Origin of the sequence: Gordonia sp. (in: high G+C Gram-positive bacteria), assembly GCF_020438995.1 — a bacterium.
GTDB lineage: Bacteria > Actinomycetota > Actinomycetes > Mycobacteriales > Mycobacteriaceae > Gordonia.
Map to the genome: position 1 here is coordinate 1 of NZ_JAGQTN010000098.1, position 16853 is coordinate 16853.

A 16853-nucleotide genomic window follows, 5' to 3' on the forward strand; every position below is an offset into this window, starting at 1 on the left:
GCAGCGCTTTCTCCAGGTCGCCGAGGAGGTCGTCGATGTCCTCGATGCCCACCGAGAGGCGGACGAGGTTGTCGGGAACCTCCAGCAGCGAACCGGCCGTCGAGGCGTGCGTCATCGCGCCCGGATGCTCGATCAGCGACTCGATGCCGCCGAGCGACTCGGCCAGGGTGAACACCTCGGTGCGGGCACAGAAGTCCTGCGCCGCCTCCAATCCGCCGTTGACCAGCACCGACACCATGCCGCCGTAGCGGCTCATCTGCTTGGCCGCGACGGCGTGGCCCGGATGATCGGCCAGACCCGGGTAGAGCACCTTCTCGATCTTCGAATGTCCGGCCAGGTATTCGACGACGCGTTCGGCGTTGTCGCTGTGCCGGTCCATGCGGACGGCGAGCGTCTTGATGCCGCGCAGCGTGAGGTAGCCGCCGAACGGTCCCGGTACCGCACCGGCACCGTTCTGCAGGAAGGCGATGTCTGTGTCGAGTTGTTCGTCGTCGGTGATCAGCGCACCGCCGACCACATCGGAGTGCCCACCGAGGTACTTGGTGGTCGAATGCAGCACCACGTCGGCCCCCAGCGCCAGCGGCTGCTGGAGGTACGGCGAGGCAAAGGTGTTGTCCACCACCAGTTTTGCGCCCGCACCGTGCGCGATCTCGGCGAGCACCGCGATGTCACCGACGTTGAGCAGCGGGTTGGTGGGGGTTTCGATCCACACCAGCTTGGTCTTGTCGGTGATGGCGGCGCGCACGGCGTCGGCGTCGGTGATCGGGGCGACCGAGTAGTCGATGCCCCACTGGGTGAACACCTTGTCGATGAGCCGGAACGTGCCGCCGTAGGCGTCGTTCGGGATGACCAGGTGATCGCCCGGGCGCAGCGTGGCGCGCAGCAGGGCGTCGGTGGCGGCCATCCCCGAGGCGAAGGCCCGGCCGAACACACCGCCTTCGAGAGCGGCGAGGTTGGCTTCGAGGGCACGCCGGGTCGGGTTGCCGGTGCGTGCGTACTCGAACCCGCCGCGCATCCCTCCCACACCGTCCTGGGCGAACGTCGACGACGCGTAGATGGGGACGTTGACAGCGCCGGTCAGCGGATCGGGATCGTATCCGGCGTGGATGGCCCGGGTGGAAAAGCCTTGGCTCATGATTGCTGTCCTATCCGACGAAAGGGTGTGTGCTGACGAAGGCGAGCAGGTCGTGGCGGGTGATGACGCCGACGGGTTTACCGTCGTCGACCACCATCAACGCATCCGACTCACTCAAGGCCTTGGTCGCGGCGGAGACCGGTTCACCCGAACCGATCAGGGGGAATGGTTCGCCCATGTGCGCCGACACCGGGTCGGCGAGGTTGGCGCGGCCCTCGAAGACGGCGCTGAGCAGGTCGCGTTCGGTGACCGCACCGGCCACCTCACCCGCCATCACCGGGGGTTCGGCGCCGACCACGGGCATCTGCGAGACGCCGTATTCGCGCAAGATCTCGATGGCATCGCGCAGGGTTTCGGACGGATGGGTGTGCACCAGGTCGGGCAGCTTGCCGCTCTTTCCCCGCAGCACCTCGCCCACCAGCGGTTCACCGGTGGCCTTGCCGTCGAGGGTGGAGCGCAGGAAGCCGTAGCTGCTCATCCATTTGTCGTTGAAGATCTTGGCCATATAGCCGCGACCACCGTCGGGCAGGAGCACCACGACCACCGCGTCGGGGCCTTCACGTTCGGCCACCTGCAGCGCGGCGACCACCGCCATGCCGCAGGAGCCGCCCACCAGGAGTCCGTCCTCACGGGCCAGGCGCCGGGTCATGTCGAACGAGTCGGCGTCGGAGACGGCGATGATCTCGTCGGGGATCGTCGCGTCGTAGGCGGCCGGCCAGAAATCCTCACCGACGCCCTCGACCAGGTACGGACGGCCGGTGCCGCCTGAGTACACCGAGCCCTCGGGGTCGACGCCGACAACCTTGACCTTGCCGCCGGAGATCTCCTTGAGGTAGCGGCCGGTGCCGGTGATGGTACCGCCGGTGCCCACACCCGCCACGAAGTGGGTGACCCTGCCGTCGGTGTCGCGCCAGATCTCCGGGCCGGTGGTCTCGTAATGACTTTGCGGCCCTGCGGGATTGGCGTACTGGTTAGGCTTCCACGCGCCGTCGATCTCGCGGACCAGCCGGTCGGAGACGTTGTAGTAGCTGTCCGGATGCTCCGGCGGCACGGCCGTGGGACACACGACCACCTCCGCGCCGTAGGCCTTGAGCACGTTGCGCTTGTCCTCACCGACCTTGTCGGGACACACGAACACACACTTGTAGCCGCGCTGCTGCGCGACGAGGGCCAGGCCGACACCGGTGTTGCCCGAAGTCGGCTCGACGATGGTGCCGCCGGGCTTGAGCTCGCCGGAGGCCTCGGCCGCGTCCACCATCCGGACAGCGATACGGTCCTTGCTGCTGCCGCCGGGATTGAGATACTCGACCTTGGCCGCGACCAGGCCGGAGCCGGGTTTGACCACCGAGTTGAGCTTGACAAGCGGCGTGTTGCCCACCAGGTCGACGACGTGATTCGCGATGCGCATTCCTCCATGGTCCCACTTGCGGCCGCGGACCCCGAAACCCACCCGAGGTATCCGCGCGCGCCGCACAAAAGGCACCCGGCCGAGTGGTCGCGGTCGGCGGCATACCATTGCGCCGAGGCCGTGAAGTAACGTGTTTCACATGCCAGAAGCAGTGATTGTCGCCCATGCCCGTTCCCCCATCGGCCGCGCCGGTAAGGGATCTCTGAAAGACGTTCGCCCCGACGAGCTCTCGCGCCAGATGGTGGCCGCGGCGCTCGCCAAGGTGCCCTCCCTCGACCCCAAGGACATCGAGGACATCCACTGGGGTATCGGACAGCCCGGCGGCCAGGGCGGCTACAACATCGCCCGCGTCATTGCCGTCGAACTCGGTTACGACCACATCCCCGGCGTCACCGTCAACCGCTACTGCTCGTCGTCGCTGCAGACCACCCGCATGGCGCTGCACGCCATCAAGGCCGGTGAGGTCGACGTGGTGATCTCCGGTGGTGTCGAAAGTGTCTCCAGCTTCGGTATCTCCGGCGGTGCCGACGGCGCCCCCAACTCCAAGAACGCCGTGTTCGACGAGGCCGTCGCGCGCAGCGCGAAGACCTCCGAGGGTGGCGCCGGCAGCTGGCACGACCCCCGCGAGGACGGTCTGATCCCCGACGTCTACATCGCGATGGGCCAGACCGCCGAGAACGTCGCCAGCTACACCGGCATCTCGCGCGAGGACCAGGACCGCTGGGGCGTGCTGAGCCAGAACCGCGCCGAGGCCGCCATCAATGCCGGCTTCTTCGCCCGCGAGATCGACCCGGTCACCCTGCCCGACGGCACCCAGGTGTCCACCGACGACGGACCGCGCGCCGGCACCACCTACGACAAGATCAGCCAGCTCAAGCCGGTGTTCCGGCCCGACGGCACCATCACCGCCGGTAACGCCTGCCCGCTCAACGACGGTGCCGCCGCGCTGGTCATCATGAGCGACACCAAGGCCAAGGAACTGGGCCTGACCCCGCTGGCCCGCGTCGTCGCCACCGCCGCGACCGGCCTGTCGCCCGAGATCATGGGTCTGGGCCCGATCGAGGCGATCCGCAAGGTGCTGCGCATCTCGGGCATGTCGCTCTCGGACATCGACCTCGTCGAGATCAACGAAGCCTTCGCCGTGCAGGTCCTCGGTTCGGCCAACGAACTGGGCATCGACCACGACAAGCTCAACGTCTCCGGCGGTGCGATCGCCATCGGTCACCCGTTCGGCATGACCGGCGCCCGCATCACCACCACCCTGCTCAACAACCTGCAGACCCACGACAAGACCTTCGGCATCGAGTCGATGTGTGTCGGCGGCGGCCAGGGCATGGCGATGGTTCTCGAACGTCTCTCCTGATCCACGAAGTAACCAAAACCGCCCCGGAGAGATATCTCCGGGGCGGTTTTGGTTGCCGATTGCTTCTACCGACGACTAGTCGGAGTTGAAGTAGCTGAGCAGTCGCAGGATCTCGATGTACAGCCAGACCAGGGTGACGGTAAGGCCGAGCGCGACACCCCAGGCGGCCTTCGACGGCGCACCCGCACGGATGAGCCGGTCGGCGGAGTCGAAGTCGAGCAGGAAGCTGAACGCGGCGATGCCGATGCAGACCAGCGAGAAGATGATGGCCAGCGGGCCGCCGTCACGCAGACCGAAACCGCCGTCGGTGAAGAAGCTCGCGACGAGATTGCCGAGCATGAGCACGCAGACGCCGATCATGCCGGCGAACAGCATCCGGGTGAACCGCGGCGTGACGCGGATAGCGCCGACCTTGTACACCACCAGCATCCCGAAGAACACGCCGAACGTGCCCAGGACCGCCTGACCGATCAGCGCTCCCGCCGACGTATCGCCGGAAACCACGAAGTTGGCGAAGACGAACGAGATCGATCCGACGAACAGCCCCTCGAACGCGGCGTACGCGAGCACGATGGCCGGGTTGTCCTGCTTGCGGCCGAAGGTGGCGATCAGTACCAGCACCAGACCACCGATCGCACCGAGTGCCATCAGCGGGGTGGCCAGCGCGTCGTTGGAGTCGACCAGGAAGTACGACACGATGGCCGATACCGTCAGGACGCCGAGGGTGATCGCGGTCTTGGTGACCACGTCGTCGACCGTGAGCTGGCGCGTCGCAGGCTGCGTGGGCTGCTGGTATTGCTGGGCGTACGGGTCGTACTGCTGCCCGTGCTGGTTGAACATCGCGCCCTGGGCCGCACCCGCGGCCCCGGCGCCGAAACCGGCAAAGCCGGTCTGGTTATCGCGGACCACGCCGCGCATAACCGGGTTACTACTCTCTCTCACCACAGGCTCCTTCTGGGTAGGGCGTCTGACTCGATCAACGTGTGACGGCCGGATAGGGTTCCGACTTTACCTACTCTTGACCATCCCGTGTGATGCGCCGTCCCGACGAGCGTGACATACCGCGCCCACCCATCCCCCGGCACAACGCCGTGAACATGTGCTCGGCATGGCCCAGGTCGTCGTCCCACCCCAGATCGGGACGACAGATCATCAACGACGCGATGCCGTGTGCGGCAGCCCAGAACTCGAGGACCCCGGCATCCGGATCGCTGCCCACGAGTTCCGAGACCGCCTCGTGCAGCCGGACGAACGGCGCCGATGCCGTCAACTCGTCACCCTTCGGGCTGTGGTCCTTCCGTGGCGTCCTGGCATCGAGCAACCTGTACAGCGCCGGAGCGCCGACAGCGAACCGCACATAGGCCACGCCCATCCGCACCAGCCGCTCGAGCGGATCGTCCACGTTCTCGCACGCGGCCGCAAGCACGCCGTCGATGTTCTCGAAGTAGCGCGACCACACCGCGTCGAGCAGTTCCTGTTTGTCGGCGAAATGCAGATAGATCGACGGCGGCGTTACGCCGACGCGGGCCGCGACCGACCGGATCGACACCGCCGAATCGTCACCGGCGTCGATGAGCAATTCGATGGCGGCGTCGACGATCTCGCCGGCGAGCCGGTCGCCGGAACCGCGCGGGGAACGACGCCGGACCATCAGGATCGCACCGTCATGATTCCGCCAGACCGATCCGCTGGTGCAGCTTGCGCAGCGGTGCCGGTGCCCACCAATTCAGGCGCCCCATCAGCCGCATGAACGCCGGCACCAGCAGCAGCCTGATCAGCGTGGCGTCCATGAGTACGGCGATGGTCAGGCCGACGCCGAACATCCGCATGAACGACACGCCCGAGGCCGCCATCGCCGCGAACACGATACTCATCAGCAGTGCCGCGGCGGTGATCACGCGGCCGGTCTTGGCCAGGCCGACGGCCACGGCGTGGTCTGCGGCCTCCCGACTGCCGTCGGAAGCCAGGAACTCCTCGCGGATACGGCCGAGCAGGAACACCTCGTAGTCCATCGACAGGCCGAACGCGATGCAGAACATCAGCACCGGCATGGTGTCCACAAGATGGCCGGTCGCGACGGTCCCGAAACCGCCGAGGTGACCGTCCTGGAAAATGAACACCATCGCACCGAAAGTCGCCGACAACGACAGCACGTTCAGCACCAACGCCTTGAGCGGCAGTACCACCGAGCCGGTGAACAGGAACAACAGGATGAACGTGGCGACGGCGATCACGCCCAGCACGTACGGCAGGTGCGCGAACATCGAGTCCAGGGTGTCGACGCTGTTGGCCGCAACCCCCGTGACCCGTGCGGTCATCCCGTCGGGAAGCTCGACGGCGCGCAGTGCCCTGACCAACTCCGCGGCCTCGTCGCTCGTCGGTTCCAGCGACGAGGACACGGTGACGATCGCGACGCCCTCGGAGGTGTCGGCCGCATCCCCCTCGGCCACCTGCGCGCTCTGGACGAACAGTCCGGCCGACGACGTCACCGCGTCGACGCCCTTGACCCGTGACAGGTCCTGGCTGTAGCTGCGCAGCGCGAAGCTGTTGGGATCGTTGGCGCCGGTCACCACGACCGTCGACACCCCCGACAGGTTCTGCTTGTAGCCGTCGCGGATCTCCTGCTGCACCTCGTGCGAGGTGGCCGACTCCGGCAGCACCCGGTCGTCCGGGAAACCGAACTTGATCGACAGGAACGGTGCGCCGAGAAGCGCCAGCAACGCGACGACCGCGATCACCACCAGGACCGCCCGGCGCATCGCGAACTGACCGATGCGATACCAGACCGTGTCCTCGATCGCGCCTTCGGCGCCGGTTCCCGCCGGACGTTCAGGGCGGCGCAGGAGCCTGCGCACCGGTCCTCGGACGTCGAGACTGTCGATCCGCGGCCCGAGCACCGCCAGCAGTGCCGGAGTGAGGATCAGTGCCGCAGCGAGTGCGACGGCCACGACGCCGATTCCCGCATAGGCGAACGAACGCAGGAAGTACATCGGGAAGATCACCAGCGCGGCCAGCGCCAGCGCCACGGTGACGGCCGAGAACAGCACGGTGCGCCCCGCGGTGGCCATCGTCGCCACGATGGCCGCGTCCCGGCTGCGTCCGGCGCTCAGCTCCTCGCGGTATCGGGTCAGCAGCAACAGCGTGTAGTCGATGGCAAGCGCCAGCCCCATCGCCGTCGCGAGATTGAGCGCGAAGATCGACACATCGGTGAAGAGGGCGACGAGCCGCAGGTAGGTGAAGGTGAGCACGATGGCGAAGATGCCGATTCCCACAGGCAGCGAGGCCGCGATCAACCCACCGAACACGAAGATCAGCACGATGAAGGTGATCGGGATGGCGATGGCCTCGGCGATCGCCAGGTCACGCGCGGATTGGGAGTTGACCTCCGCGTACACCATCGCCTGACCGCCGACCCGGATCCGGATCCCGTCCCGTTCGCCGGTGAGGCGTTCGGCGAGTTCCTCCGCGTGTATGGGGGCGTGGTCCTCGCCGCCGGACAGGTTGACCACGATCTGCGTCGAGGACTTGTCCGTGCTGAGCAGCCCGGCTTCCAGTTGCGGCTGGTCCCAGATCGACAGGATCGGGTCCTGAACGTAGTCGATGGTCTTGAGCTCGTCGATGATCTGCCTGCCGACGGCCGTGGCGGCCGAATCGGTGGAGATATCGGTGCCCAGCTCGGTGTCGAGTTTGATGACGACCTGCAATCCACCCCGGTCGAAGCGCTGGTCGAGCATTTTGTCGGCGACCGCCGATTCGGAGGTCGGGTCGCTGAATCCCCCGGCGAGCAGGTCTTTGGCAGCGCCCACCCCGTATATCCCGGCACCGATGAACAGCACCAAAGCGATCAGCAGCACCCGCTTCGGTGCCGCGATGATCGCACGCGTCAGACGCTCTGGCATGGTGTATCCCCCTGGTCGGTCATGGTGCGGCCCCGTCATGTGTTGTCGACTGTGTGTTATCGGCGTTAAGTTAGCGGCAATAACCCACAGGTGGCAACCCCCGCAGGACGCGGCCGGCACCGACCGTTTGTCGCTCCGATATGACCACTCGCCGCAGCCTGTTGACCGCTGACCGCGCATCCCCCGAACGGCTCCTCCCGAAACAGCTGTTCGTATAGACAGGGTACAAAGTCCCGTCTACTGTCGAGTGGCACGTGGCACATGCACATTGATCTCAGGGGGTCACCGATGAGCTCACGTGAACTACCCGCGCCCACATTTACGCGCGGCGACCAGTCCTTTCCCGGCGTCCGGATCCAGGTGGTAGCCGGATGACCGCGCCCCGCCGCGTCGTGATCGTCGGCACCGGAATCGCCGGCATTACCGCAGCAGAAACTTTGCGTTCCAAGGGATTTGACGGCATCATCACCGTTTACGGGGCCGAACCGGAGTTGCCCTATCATCGGGCGTCACTCTCCAAGGACCTTCTCGACGCGGATCTGTCCCCGGAGGCGGTCGCACTCGGCGACGCCGATTTCTGGGCCAATCGACGCATCACGGTGGTCACCGGCACCAGCGTGGTCACCGTACGCCCGGGCCATCGCAGCGTCGTCCTCGATACACGCGACGAGGTTTCCTACGATGCGCTGATCCTGGCCACCGGGGGTGTCGCGCGGCGCCCGCACTGGATGTGGCCCGGCGTCGACGTCCTACGGACCCGCCGCGACGCGGTGGCCATCCAGTCGGCGATGCGCCACGACGACCGGCTCATCATCGTCGGCGGCGGACTGATCGGCCTCGAACTCGCCTCAAATGCCGCCCAGGCCGGCAAGTCCGTCACCCTGCTCGAGGCCACTGATCAGATCCTCGGCGACAGCCTCCCCGCCCCGCTCGCCGATCACTTCGCCGACCTGCACCGTGCCCACGGCGTGAACCTGCTGACCCAGGCGACGGTCACCAACGCCACCCCCGACCGCGTCGACGGCAACGGATTCGACACCCCATCCCACGGCCACGTCATCGTCGCGGCCGGCGCCGGACCGGCCACCGCGCTGGCGAGGTATTCGGAAATCAGCTCTCGCACAACGGGTATCCGGACGGATGGGAATCTGCGCACGAGTGTGCGTGGCGTGTACGCGGCGGGCGACGTGGCACAGACCCCGCACCCGATCACCGGTCTGCCCCATCGCTGCGGGCACTGGCTCACCGCCCGCGGACAGGGCAAGGCCGTCGCCATGACGGTACTCGCCGATCTCGGCTTCGAGATCGAGCCCGGCGTCCCGCCGATCCCGATAGCCCGGACCGAGCAGTACGGCGTCGGAATCCAGATGATCGGCTGGCCACAATCGGGCGACCGCCTAGAGGTCACCGGATCGCTCGATGACTACGACGCCACCGTCCGCGTCTACGACGGCTTCCAGATGGTCGGCGCCGTCGGCTTCGGCGACCACGCCGACTGCTTCGACTTACGCGACGAGCTCGACCAATCGCTTGCGCCACTGAGTATTCCGCCCGCCCGCATCGGCCTGGTCGGCTAGCACGCCCTAGATCCGACCCGGGATCACCTGATCTCGGACGCTGCCCTAGCCTTGGAACCACCGGGCCATTGCGTCGCGGCGTGCGCCCCTATAGCCCAATTGGCAGAGGCAGCGGACTTAAAATCCGCCAAGTGTCGGTTCGAGTCCGACTGGGGGCACCACATCACCACACGACGTGACCCAGCCGACGTAGGCTGGGCCGATGGGTCCTTCACAGCAGACCGTGATGCTCCGCCCGGCGACACTTGACGACGTGCCGCTGCTCCAGGCGTGGGACCGGGAACCGCACGTCATCGCATGTAGCACCGATGATCCGACCGCCACAACAGCTTTCGACGGCAGTGACTGGGCCGAGGAAATCGCCGGGGCGAGCGACGTCAGTTACCACCTGATCGCGGAGGTCGACGGACGACCGATCGGGGCGATGCAGATCATCGATCCGCTCGCCGAACCGACCCACTACTGGGGCGAGGTGGAACCGAACCTCCGGGCCCTCGACATCTGGATCGGCGAGAAGGACGCGCTGGGCCGTGGATACGGAACCGCGATGATGACCGAGGTGATCGACAACGCCTTTGCCGACCCGTCGACGGTCGCGATCATCATCGATCCGCTGAACTCGAACACCGATGCGCATCGCTTCTATCAGCGGCTCGGATTCCGCATCGTCGGGAGGCGGACATTCGACGGCGACGACTGCCTGGTCCACAGGCTTGACCGGGCGGTGTGGCAGGAGAGGACTCGGTAGGGACGACCGGCGGACTTGCGGAGCACCGCGCGAACGTGCGCGCGATCCGGACCGCTACCGTGAGTGTTCAGGGTCCACACGATCAGCAGGAGTCGTTCAACTCGTGACCACCACTGTCATCGCGGCCGCTGACGGCGACGCCGCGCTCCTCACCCTCGGTATCGCGCTCTACGCCGCGGTCATCCTGGTGTGCGTCGGGGTGTGCGTGAACGCGCTCGCCAATCACCGTAAACAGCTGGCCATCGGCACGGGAGCCACCGTGATCGCGCTCAGCATCGCGGGCGTGGTGGTGGCGATCCTCAGCAGCATCGCCTGAGGTCACCGGCGCCACGATCACCGGTGGCACGGAGACCAATGGACCACATCCAGAACCGCTTTCCGGGACGAAGGTCACCGCTACGTCCATCCCGGCTTGCGTGTTCACCTTCGCCCCGTAATATCCGGCTCATGATCGAGGACCTCAACAAGGCCGCCAAGAAAGTCGGGCTCCATGTCGCCGCTGCGAAGAAGGACGACCTCTTCACGATCCGCAAGATCAAGAACGGTAAGCAGGTCGCCAAGAACGTCACCGCGGCCGAAGTGAAGAAGATCATCAAGAAGCACGCGTGATCACCTGCGCGCTCGCGTGATCGGTGACATATTCGCTTAGTCACGTCAACGTCGCCGGAGGAGCACCCATGCGCGAGATCACCAAGTTCTATATCGACGGTAAGTGGGTGGAGGCCGCCGATCCCGTCCTGCTCGACGTCATCAACCCGGCCACCGAGCAGGTCGCCGGACACGTGGCGATCGGCAACGCGCAGGACGTGGACATCGCGGTCACCGCGGCCCGCCGTGCATTCGCAGACTGGAGCCGGACGACGGTGGCCGAGCGCGTCGACGCTCTCAACGCCATCATCGCCGAATACCAGAAGCGCATGGGCGATCTGGCAGCCGCGGTCACCGAGGAGATGGGCGCACCGGATGCGCTCGCCGCGGGCGCTCAGGTGCCCATCGGGCTCGCCCATCTGATGACGGCGGCCGCGCAGCTTCCGGGATTCTCCTTCGCCGAGGATCGTGGCACGTCGCGGGTGGTGAAGGAGCCGATCGGCGTGTGCGGTTTCATCACCCCGTGGAACTGGCCCCTCAATCAGCTCACCTGCAAGATCGCGCCCGCATTGGCCACCGGCTGCACGATAGTGGTCAAACCGTCGGAGGTGGCCCCGTTCAGCGCCGCGATCCTCGCCGAAATCATTGATACGGCAGGCCTTCCGGCAGGTGTGTTCAATCTGGTCAACGGCGACGGCCCCGGTGTGGGCGCAGCATTGTCCAGCCACCCGGACATCGACATGGTGTCGATCACGGGAAGCACCCGTGCGGGCATCGAGGTGGCCAAGGCAGCCGCGCCCACGGTCAAGCGGGTCGCGCAGGAACTCGGCGGCAAGAGTCCCAACGTGATTCTCGATGACGCGTCACTGGCCAAGAACGTCGCAGGCGGTGTGCTGTCGGTGATGACCAATTCGGGACAGTCCTGCAACGCACCCACCCGCATGCTCGTTCCTGCGGCACGCATGGACGAAGCCATTGAGGCAGCACAATCAGTCGCGGACAAGCTGACGGTCGGCGCTCCCGACAGCGGTGCGCGCCTGGGTCCGGTGGTGTCGCAGGCTCAATTCGACAAGATCCAGACTCTCATCCAGTCCGGGATCGACGCCGGTGCCACCGTCGCGTTCGGCGGCACCGGACGGCCCGACGGATTATCTGAGGGCTACTACGTGCGTCCGACGGTGTTCGCGAACGTCGACAACAACATGGAGGTCGCTCGCACCGAGATCTTCGGTCCGGTCCTGGTGATCATCGGCTACGACGACGTCGACGACGCGGTGGCCATCGCCAACGACACCGAGTACGGCCTTGCCGGTTACGTGTCGGGTGACGACACCGACGCCGTGCGTTCGGTCGCCTCGCGCATCCGGGCCGGACAGATCTTCATCAACGGGGCCGGACCCGACCCGTCCACACCGTTCGGCGGCTACAAGCAGAGCGGTAACGGCCGCGAGTGGAGCGACTACGCCTTCGACGACTTCCTCGAGGTCAAGTCACTGCTCGGCTACACGGTCTGAGCGGCACGTCCGCGGGGCATGTGTCCCCCGTACGGGCGAATTGTCTACGGATGTGCACTGTTTTGGCCAGAGTGCTTTATACCACCGGCCCCGGTCGGTATAGTCGGCCGCAGCCCCGATTGCGGGGAAAAGTTATGGCACTGACACCTTGTACGCCAAGGTGGCCGGCAGCCACCAACGATATCGAGGAGTAGCAGTGAAGAAACGAATCGCCGTCGGATTGGGTACGGCTGCAGCGGCCTTCGCAATCACCGGAGCCGTTGCCCCGACCGCATCCGCTGCGCCCGTCGAGAAGGCACCGTACTACTCGATCGGTTCGGTCAGCGTGTGCGTCCACATCCCGATCGGACAGTTCCGCATCTCGATCTGCTGATCAGGTCCGTCCGGAATCGACAACAGGACACCGATCCCCCTGCCGACCCCGGCAGCGGGATCGGTGTCCTGCATTGTTCCTGAAACGCCTCGAATATCTCGCTGAACGCAGCGCCGGCGACAGCTCGTCGGGTGTGGTCGGCGTCAGCACCCGCACCGCAGGTGGGCGGCACCTCCGGTCCAGCTCCGCGCACGCAGGTTCGGAATCCTCTAGGGTGGCCGCGTGACCCCCTCTCGTCCCGGCGGACCCGGAAACAGTCAACCCGGACACAGCCATTCCGAACACGATCATGCGAGCCGACATTCCCACGGGCACGGGCATTCTCACGATTTGTCCGCGATCGCCGCGAACTTCTCCCCGCTGGCCCGCTACATCGTCATCAGTGCGCTTAGCCTGATCGGGCTCACGGTGGCGGCGGGGGCGATCGTGCTGTGGCCCTCCTACAGCGACCATCCGATCCCCACCCAGTTCCGGGCCGCGGACGGCGGCTCGATCACCACCGTCGACGCCGAGATCTTCGAGCAGCAGCGGGCGAACTGTCTCAACCCCCTGAGCGGTACGGTCCAGGACACCGCCGACATCGCGCTGGAGAACGCGGGTGCGGGCCCGTGCATCCAGAACATCGTCAAACTGACATCGGGGCAGTACAAGGGGAGGTTCACGCTGCTGGAGGTCCCGACCAATCGGGCTCAGTCGGGTAAGGGCCCCGACAGCATGGCCGTCGACAAGCGCACCCTCGACGACCCGCAGCCGGGCCAGCCGACGCTGCATGTCGGCGACAAGATCAAGGTCGCGGCCACCCCGGCTCCCGACGGCGGTGTCCGCTACGGATTCTTCGACTTCCGTCGCGGAACGCCGACGATCATCTGGGCGCTCGCGTTCTTCGCGGCGATCGTACTGGTCGCGTCGTGGCGTGGCCTGCGATCGATTCTGGGGCTGATCTTCGCGTTCGCCGTGCTCGGCTTCTTCACCCTGCCCGCGATCCTCGAAGGCAGTTCACCGGTGGCGGTGGCCATCGTGTCGTCGGCGACGATCCTGTTCGTCGTGCTGTATCTGGCGCACGGGGTCAGCATGCGGACCAGTTCAGCGCTGCTGGGCACATTGGTGTCGTTGTTCGTGGCGGGCGCCTTGTCGGCGCTGGCGATCAGCACGATGAAGCTGACCGGCCTGTCCGGCGACCAGACGATGAATCTGCAGGTCTACCAGGGCAACATCTCGATCAGCGGGTTGCTGCTGGCCGGTTTCATCATCGGGGCGCTCGGTGTACTCAATGATGTCACGATCACCCAGGCGTCGGCCGCGTTCGAACTGGCCGCCGCGGGTGAGCCGTCGCGGCTGGCGACGTTCCGGGCGGCGATGCGGGTGGGCCGCGACCATATCGCCAGCACCGTGTACACGCTGATCTTCGCCTACGCGGGCAGCGCACTACCGCTGTTGCTGCTGTTCTCCGTGGCGCAGCAGCCGTTCGGTTCGCTCGTCACCACCGATGCGGTGGCCGTGGAGTTGGGCCGCTCGTTCGTCGGTGGTATCGCGATCGCACTGTCTGTGCCGTTGACCACTGCGATAGCCGCGGCCCTGACCTCACCCGCCGGTGCAGTCGCCGCAAAGCAGGAACCGGCAGAGCATGAATCTCCAGCGCACGAATCTCCAGAGCACGAATCTCCAGAGCACAAACTTCCAGCGCACGAAACGGCAGTGCACAAACCCCCGACGCACGAACCCCGGGGTTACGGCCCCCCAGTGCGCGAACGCCCGATGCCCAATCCGCCCGTGCCCAATCCGCCCGTCCCCAATCTGCCCGTGCCCAATCTGCCGATGCATAAACCCCAGGTGCGCGAACCCGCGCCGCGCCGCGCCGGGGGAAGGCATGCCCGGCCGGACTGACCGAGCCGGCGATGTGACACGCCGATGTGGCCGACGTCCTACGAGGATGCGGCCCGCAGCGTCGGCAGGAATGCGCCGTGCACGACGTCACCACCCTGGTCCTGCTCGACCAGCCCGAGCCGCGCCAGCTGCGGACGCACCCCCTCGCCGAAGTGGTACGCCTCCTCCAGGTGCGGATACCCCGACAGAATGAAGTGGTCGAGCCCGAGCGCGTGGTATTCGGCGATCCGTTCGGCGACCTCCCGGTAGGAACCGACCAGCGCGGTGCCCGCACCGCCACGTACCAGACCCACACCGGCCCAGAGGTTGGGGTAGATCTCCAGCGAATGCGGGTCGGCGTCGTTGTCGAAGGCGGCTCCCGCGCTGTGGAGGTCGAGCATGCGGCGCTGGCCCTCGGACTCGGACCGCGCCAGATTGGCCTGCGCGGCCGCCACGGTCTGCGGGTCGAGCCCGGACAGCAACCGGGCGGCTTCGGCCCACGCCTGTTCCGAGCTCTCGCGGGCGATCACGTGCAGCCGGATGCCGTAGTCGAGCGTGCGTTGTTCGCGTTCGGCGAGTCCGGAGATCCACGAGATCTTCTCCGCGACCGCGTCGGGCTTCTCACCCCACGTCAGGTAGGTGTCGGCATGGCGGGCGGCGACCGTTCCCGCCGCCGGCGACGAGCCGCCGAAGAATACCTGCGGCAATGGATCCGGGCGACGGCCGAGCACTGCGTTCTCCACCCGCACATGGCTTCCGGAGAAGTTCACCGGCTCGTCGGACTCCCACAACCTGCGCACGACGGTCAGGAACTCGTCGCCACGCTCGTAGCGGGCCTCCTTGGTGAGGAAGTCGCCGAACGCACGCTGTTCACTGGCCTCACCGCCGGTCACGACATTGACGTAAAGCCTTCCCTGCGAGTGCCATTGGAAGCTCGCGGCCATTTGAGCGGCGAGCGTGGGGCTGGTGAGTCCGGGCCGGAAGGCGACCAGGAACTTCAGCGTCTCGGTGGCGTCGATCAGCGCCGCGGTGGTCAGCCAGGCATCCTCGCACCACAATCCGGTGGGGGTGAGCACCGCTTCGAAGCCGTTGGTCTCGGCTGCGGCAGCGAGTTGCTTGAGGTACCGCAGGTCCGCCCGACGATCGCCCGACATCAGACTCCCGTGGCCGCCGGCCATCAGATTGCGGGAATCACCGTACGTGGGCAGGAACCAATGAAAATGCGCTGACACACCAGGCAGTCTGTGTCGAACACCATCGCCGGTCCAGGTTTGAAATCGCCCTGACCGTAAACGTACGATCCGGGCCGGCGACTGCGGTCAGCACCGTCCCCGGGGAAGCTTCCTGATCATCGTGTCGAGTTGTTGTGCAACAACATTGATCGCCGCGACGCCACTGTCGAGGGAAGCGCCCTGCGTGGCCATGGCGATCGCCGTCATCGTGCCGTCACTGTGTGTGACCAGGCCGATCTGGCGGACCACCTCCCCCGAGAACGGGCCCGGACCCCAACCGCCCTTGACCGCCGTCGATGACGGTGCGGCCATCGCCTCCACACCCCACTGTTGATTGCCGGCGACCTGCCCCATGAGCGCGAGCACATGCTCGGTACCGGCCATGCACGGCAGGTGGGCGGTGAACGCGGCCGCCGCGGCCAGGGGCCACGTCGTCTGGCCGAAGGTGGTGAATCCAGCGCGCAGTTGTGCACTCGGCACCGTGGTGGTGGTGTCGCCGGCCTCGCGCAGTATCGCGGTCACCGCGGCCGCGGCATCGGTATCAGATCCGATTGAAGCCCAAAGACTTTCGGCCGCGGAGTTGTCGGACTCGACGATCGCCCGGGTTTGGGGTGCGGACTGACCGCCCGCACGCTCGGAGGCGACCGCGAGCGGCACCTTGATGGTCGACCAGGCCACCATCGGTGTCTGATCACCCGCCGTGATAAGCGGCTCTGATTTCCCTACCGGGACGATCGCGACGCCGACCGGCTGACCGGCACGCCCGATCGCACCTTCGAGGGCGGACACCAGGAGGGTCCGGTGCGCCGAGGCTGATGACGTGGGCGTCCGCGACGGTACCGGGGCACTGACGGGCGTCGCGGTCACCGTTACCGTCGACGTCGTCACCGGCGGCAGCACGCCGTCACCACCGCCGCCGCACCCGGTCGTCGCCCCCGCGGTCATCAGCACCGCGGCCGACACCAACACGGCGCGACGACCCGGTCCGTGAAGAATTCGCATCCTCTCAGTAAATGTGAACGACGGCGTTGTTTCCGCCGCGACACACCACGATCCCCCCTGCCGGGGCACAGGACATGCGGTAGGTGTCGCCGGTGATCGGACTGCTCGCGACGATCACCCGCGCCTGCCCCTTGGGACCGGCGGCCAGGTA

The 16853-nt window shown here is 66.6% G+C and carries 15 protein-coding genes, 1 tRNA gene and 1 pseudogene; 9 read left to right on the top strand and 8 right to left on the bottom strand.

Annotated features, from left to right (window positions below; genetic code table 11):
- Both KDB67_RS08030 and KDB67_RS08035 read right to left on the bottom strand, forming a co-directional pair.
- The coding region (locus KDB67_RS08030; protein WP_291014576.1) for a cystathionine gamma-synthase at positions 1-1135 on the bottom strand (1135 nt) is incomplete at its 3' end.
- A gap of 10 nt (positions 1136-1145) precedes the next feature.
- Positions 1146-2543: a cystathionine beta-synthase gene (locus KDB67_RS08035; protein WP_291014579.1), complete on the bottom strand. Its 1398-nt coding sequence runs from the start codon at positions 2541-2543 to the stop codon at positions 1146-1148.
- 139 nt (positions 2544-2682) lie between these two features.
- Between KDB67_RS08035 and KDB67_RS08040 the strand changes: the two genes are divergently transcribed.
- Positions 2683-3906: an acetyl-CoA C-acetyltransferase gene (locus KDB67_RS08040; protein ID WP_291014582.1), complete on the top strand. Its 1224-nt coding sequence runs from the start codon at positions 2683-2685 to the stop codon at positions 3904-3906.
- A gap of 75 nt (positions 3907-3981) precedes the next feature.
- On the opposite strand, the gene KDB67_RS08045 is transcribed toward KDB67_RS08040, so the two are convergent.
- From KDB67_RS08045 to KDB67_RS08055, 3 genes are all read right to left on the bottom strand, one after another.
- A complete protein-coding gene (locus KDB67_RS08045; RefSeq protein WP_291014584.1) occupies positions 3982-4848 on the bottom strand; it encodes a Bax inhibitor-1/YccA family protein in 867 nt (288 codons plus the stop codon).
- A gap of 70 nt (positions 4849-4918) precedes the next feature.
- Entirely contained in the window at positions 4919-5557 is a 639-nt protein-coding gene (locus KDB67_RS08050; protein WP_291014587.1) for a TetR/AcrR family transcriptional regulator, read from the bottom strand.
- A gap of 13 nt (positions 5558-5570) precedes the next feature.
- Positions 5571-7805: an MMPL family transporter gene (locus KDB67_RS08055; protein WP_291014589.1), complete on the bottom strand. Its 2235-nt coding sequence runs from the start codon at positions 7803-7805 to the stop codon at positions 5571-5573.
- Between the two features lie 371 nt (positions 7806-8176).
- Here KDB67_RS08055 and KDB67_RS08060 point away from each other — a divergent pair, with 371 nt between their 5' ends.
- The 8 genes from KDB67_RS08060 (at position 8177) to KDB67_RS08095 (ending at position 14489) form a co-directional block, all read left to right on the top strand.
- Positions 8177-9382, top strand: coding sequence for an FAD/NAD(P)-binding oxidoreductase (locus KDB67_RS08060; protein ID WP_291014591.1), 1206 nt, complete (start codon positions 8177-8179; stop codon positions 9380-9382).
- Between the two features lie 84 nt (positions 9383-9466).
- Positions 9467-9543 (top strand) — tRNA-Leu (locus KDB67_RS08065).
- Between the two features lie 41 nt (positions 9544-9584).
- Entirely contained in the window at positions 9585-10130 is a 546-nt protein-coding gene (locus KDB67_RS08070) for a GNAT family N-acetyltransferase (RefSeq protein WP_291014593.1), read from the top strand.
- Between the two features lie 103 nt (positions 10131-10233).
- The gene (locus KDB67_RS08075; RefSeq protein WP_291014595.1) at positions 10234-10446 is read left to right on the top strand and encodes a hypothetical protein; all 213 of its coding nucleotides are present in this window, start codon (positions 10234-10236) and stop codon (positions 10444-10446) included.
- Positions 10447-10577: 131 nt separating this feature from the next.
- Complete coding sequence (locus KDB67_RS08080) at positions 10578-10739, top strand: hypothetical protein (protein WP_291014598.1); 162 nt, start codon at positions 10578-10580, stop codon at positions 10737-10739.
- Between the two features lie 68 nt (positions 10740-10807).
- Positions 10808-12232 (top strand): aldehyde dehydrogenase family protein, encoded by a 1425-nt coding sequence (locus KDB67_RS08085; RefSeq protein ID WP_291014600.1) that lies wholly within the window; start codon positions 10808-10810, stop codon positions 12230-12232.
- A gap of 196 nt (positions 12233-12428) precedes the next feature.
- On the top strand, positions 12429-12605 hold the full coding sequence (locus tag KDB67_RS08090) for a hypothetical protein (RefSeq protein WP_291014601.1): 177 nt from the start codon (positions 12429-12431) through the stop codon (positions 12603-12605).
- A gap of 330 nt (positions 12606-12935) precedes the next feature.
- The gene (locus KDB67_RS08095; protein ID WP_291014603.1) at positions 12936-14489 is read left to right on the top strand and encodes a YibE/F family protein; all 1554 of its coding nucleotides are present in this window, start codon (positions 12936-12938) and stop codon (positions 14487-14489) included.
- 38 nt (positions 14490-14527) lie between these two features.
- On the opposite strand, the gene KDB67_RS08100 is transcribed toward KDB67_RS08095, so the two are convergent.
- From KDB67_RS08100 to KDB67_RS08110, 3 genes and pseudogenes are all read right to left on the bottom strand, one after another.
- Positions 14528-15700 carry an LLM class flavin-dependent oxidoreductase gene (locus KDB67_RS08100; protein ID WP_291014606.1) on the bottom strand — a complete coding sequence of 391 codons (1173 nt, stop codon included), beginning with the start codon at positions 15698-15700 and terminating at the stop codon, positions 14528-14530.
- Between the two features lie 87 nt (positions 15701-15787).
- Positions 15788-16702: a hypothetical protein gene (locus KDB67_RS08105; RefSeq protein WP_291014609.1), complete on the bottom strand. Its 915-nt coding sequence runs from the start codon at positions 16700-16702 to the stop codon at positions 15788-15790.
- Between the two features lie 4 nt (positions 16703-16706).
- Positions 16707-16853: pseudogene (locus KDB67_RS08110) on the bottom strand (serine/threonine protein kinase); the annotation flags it as partial.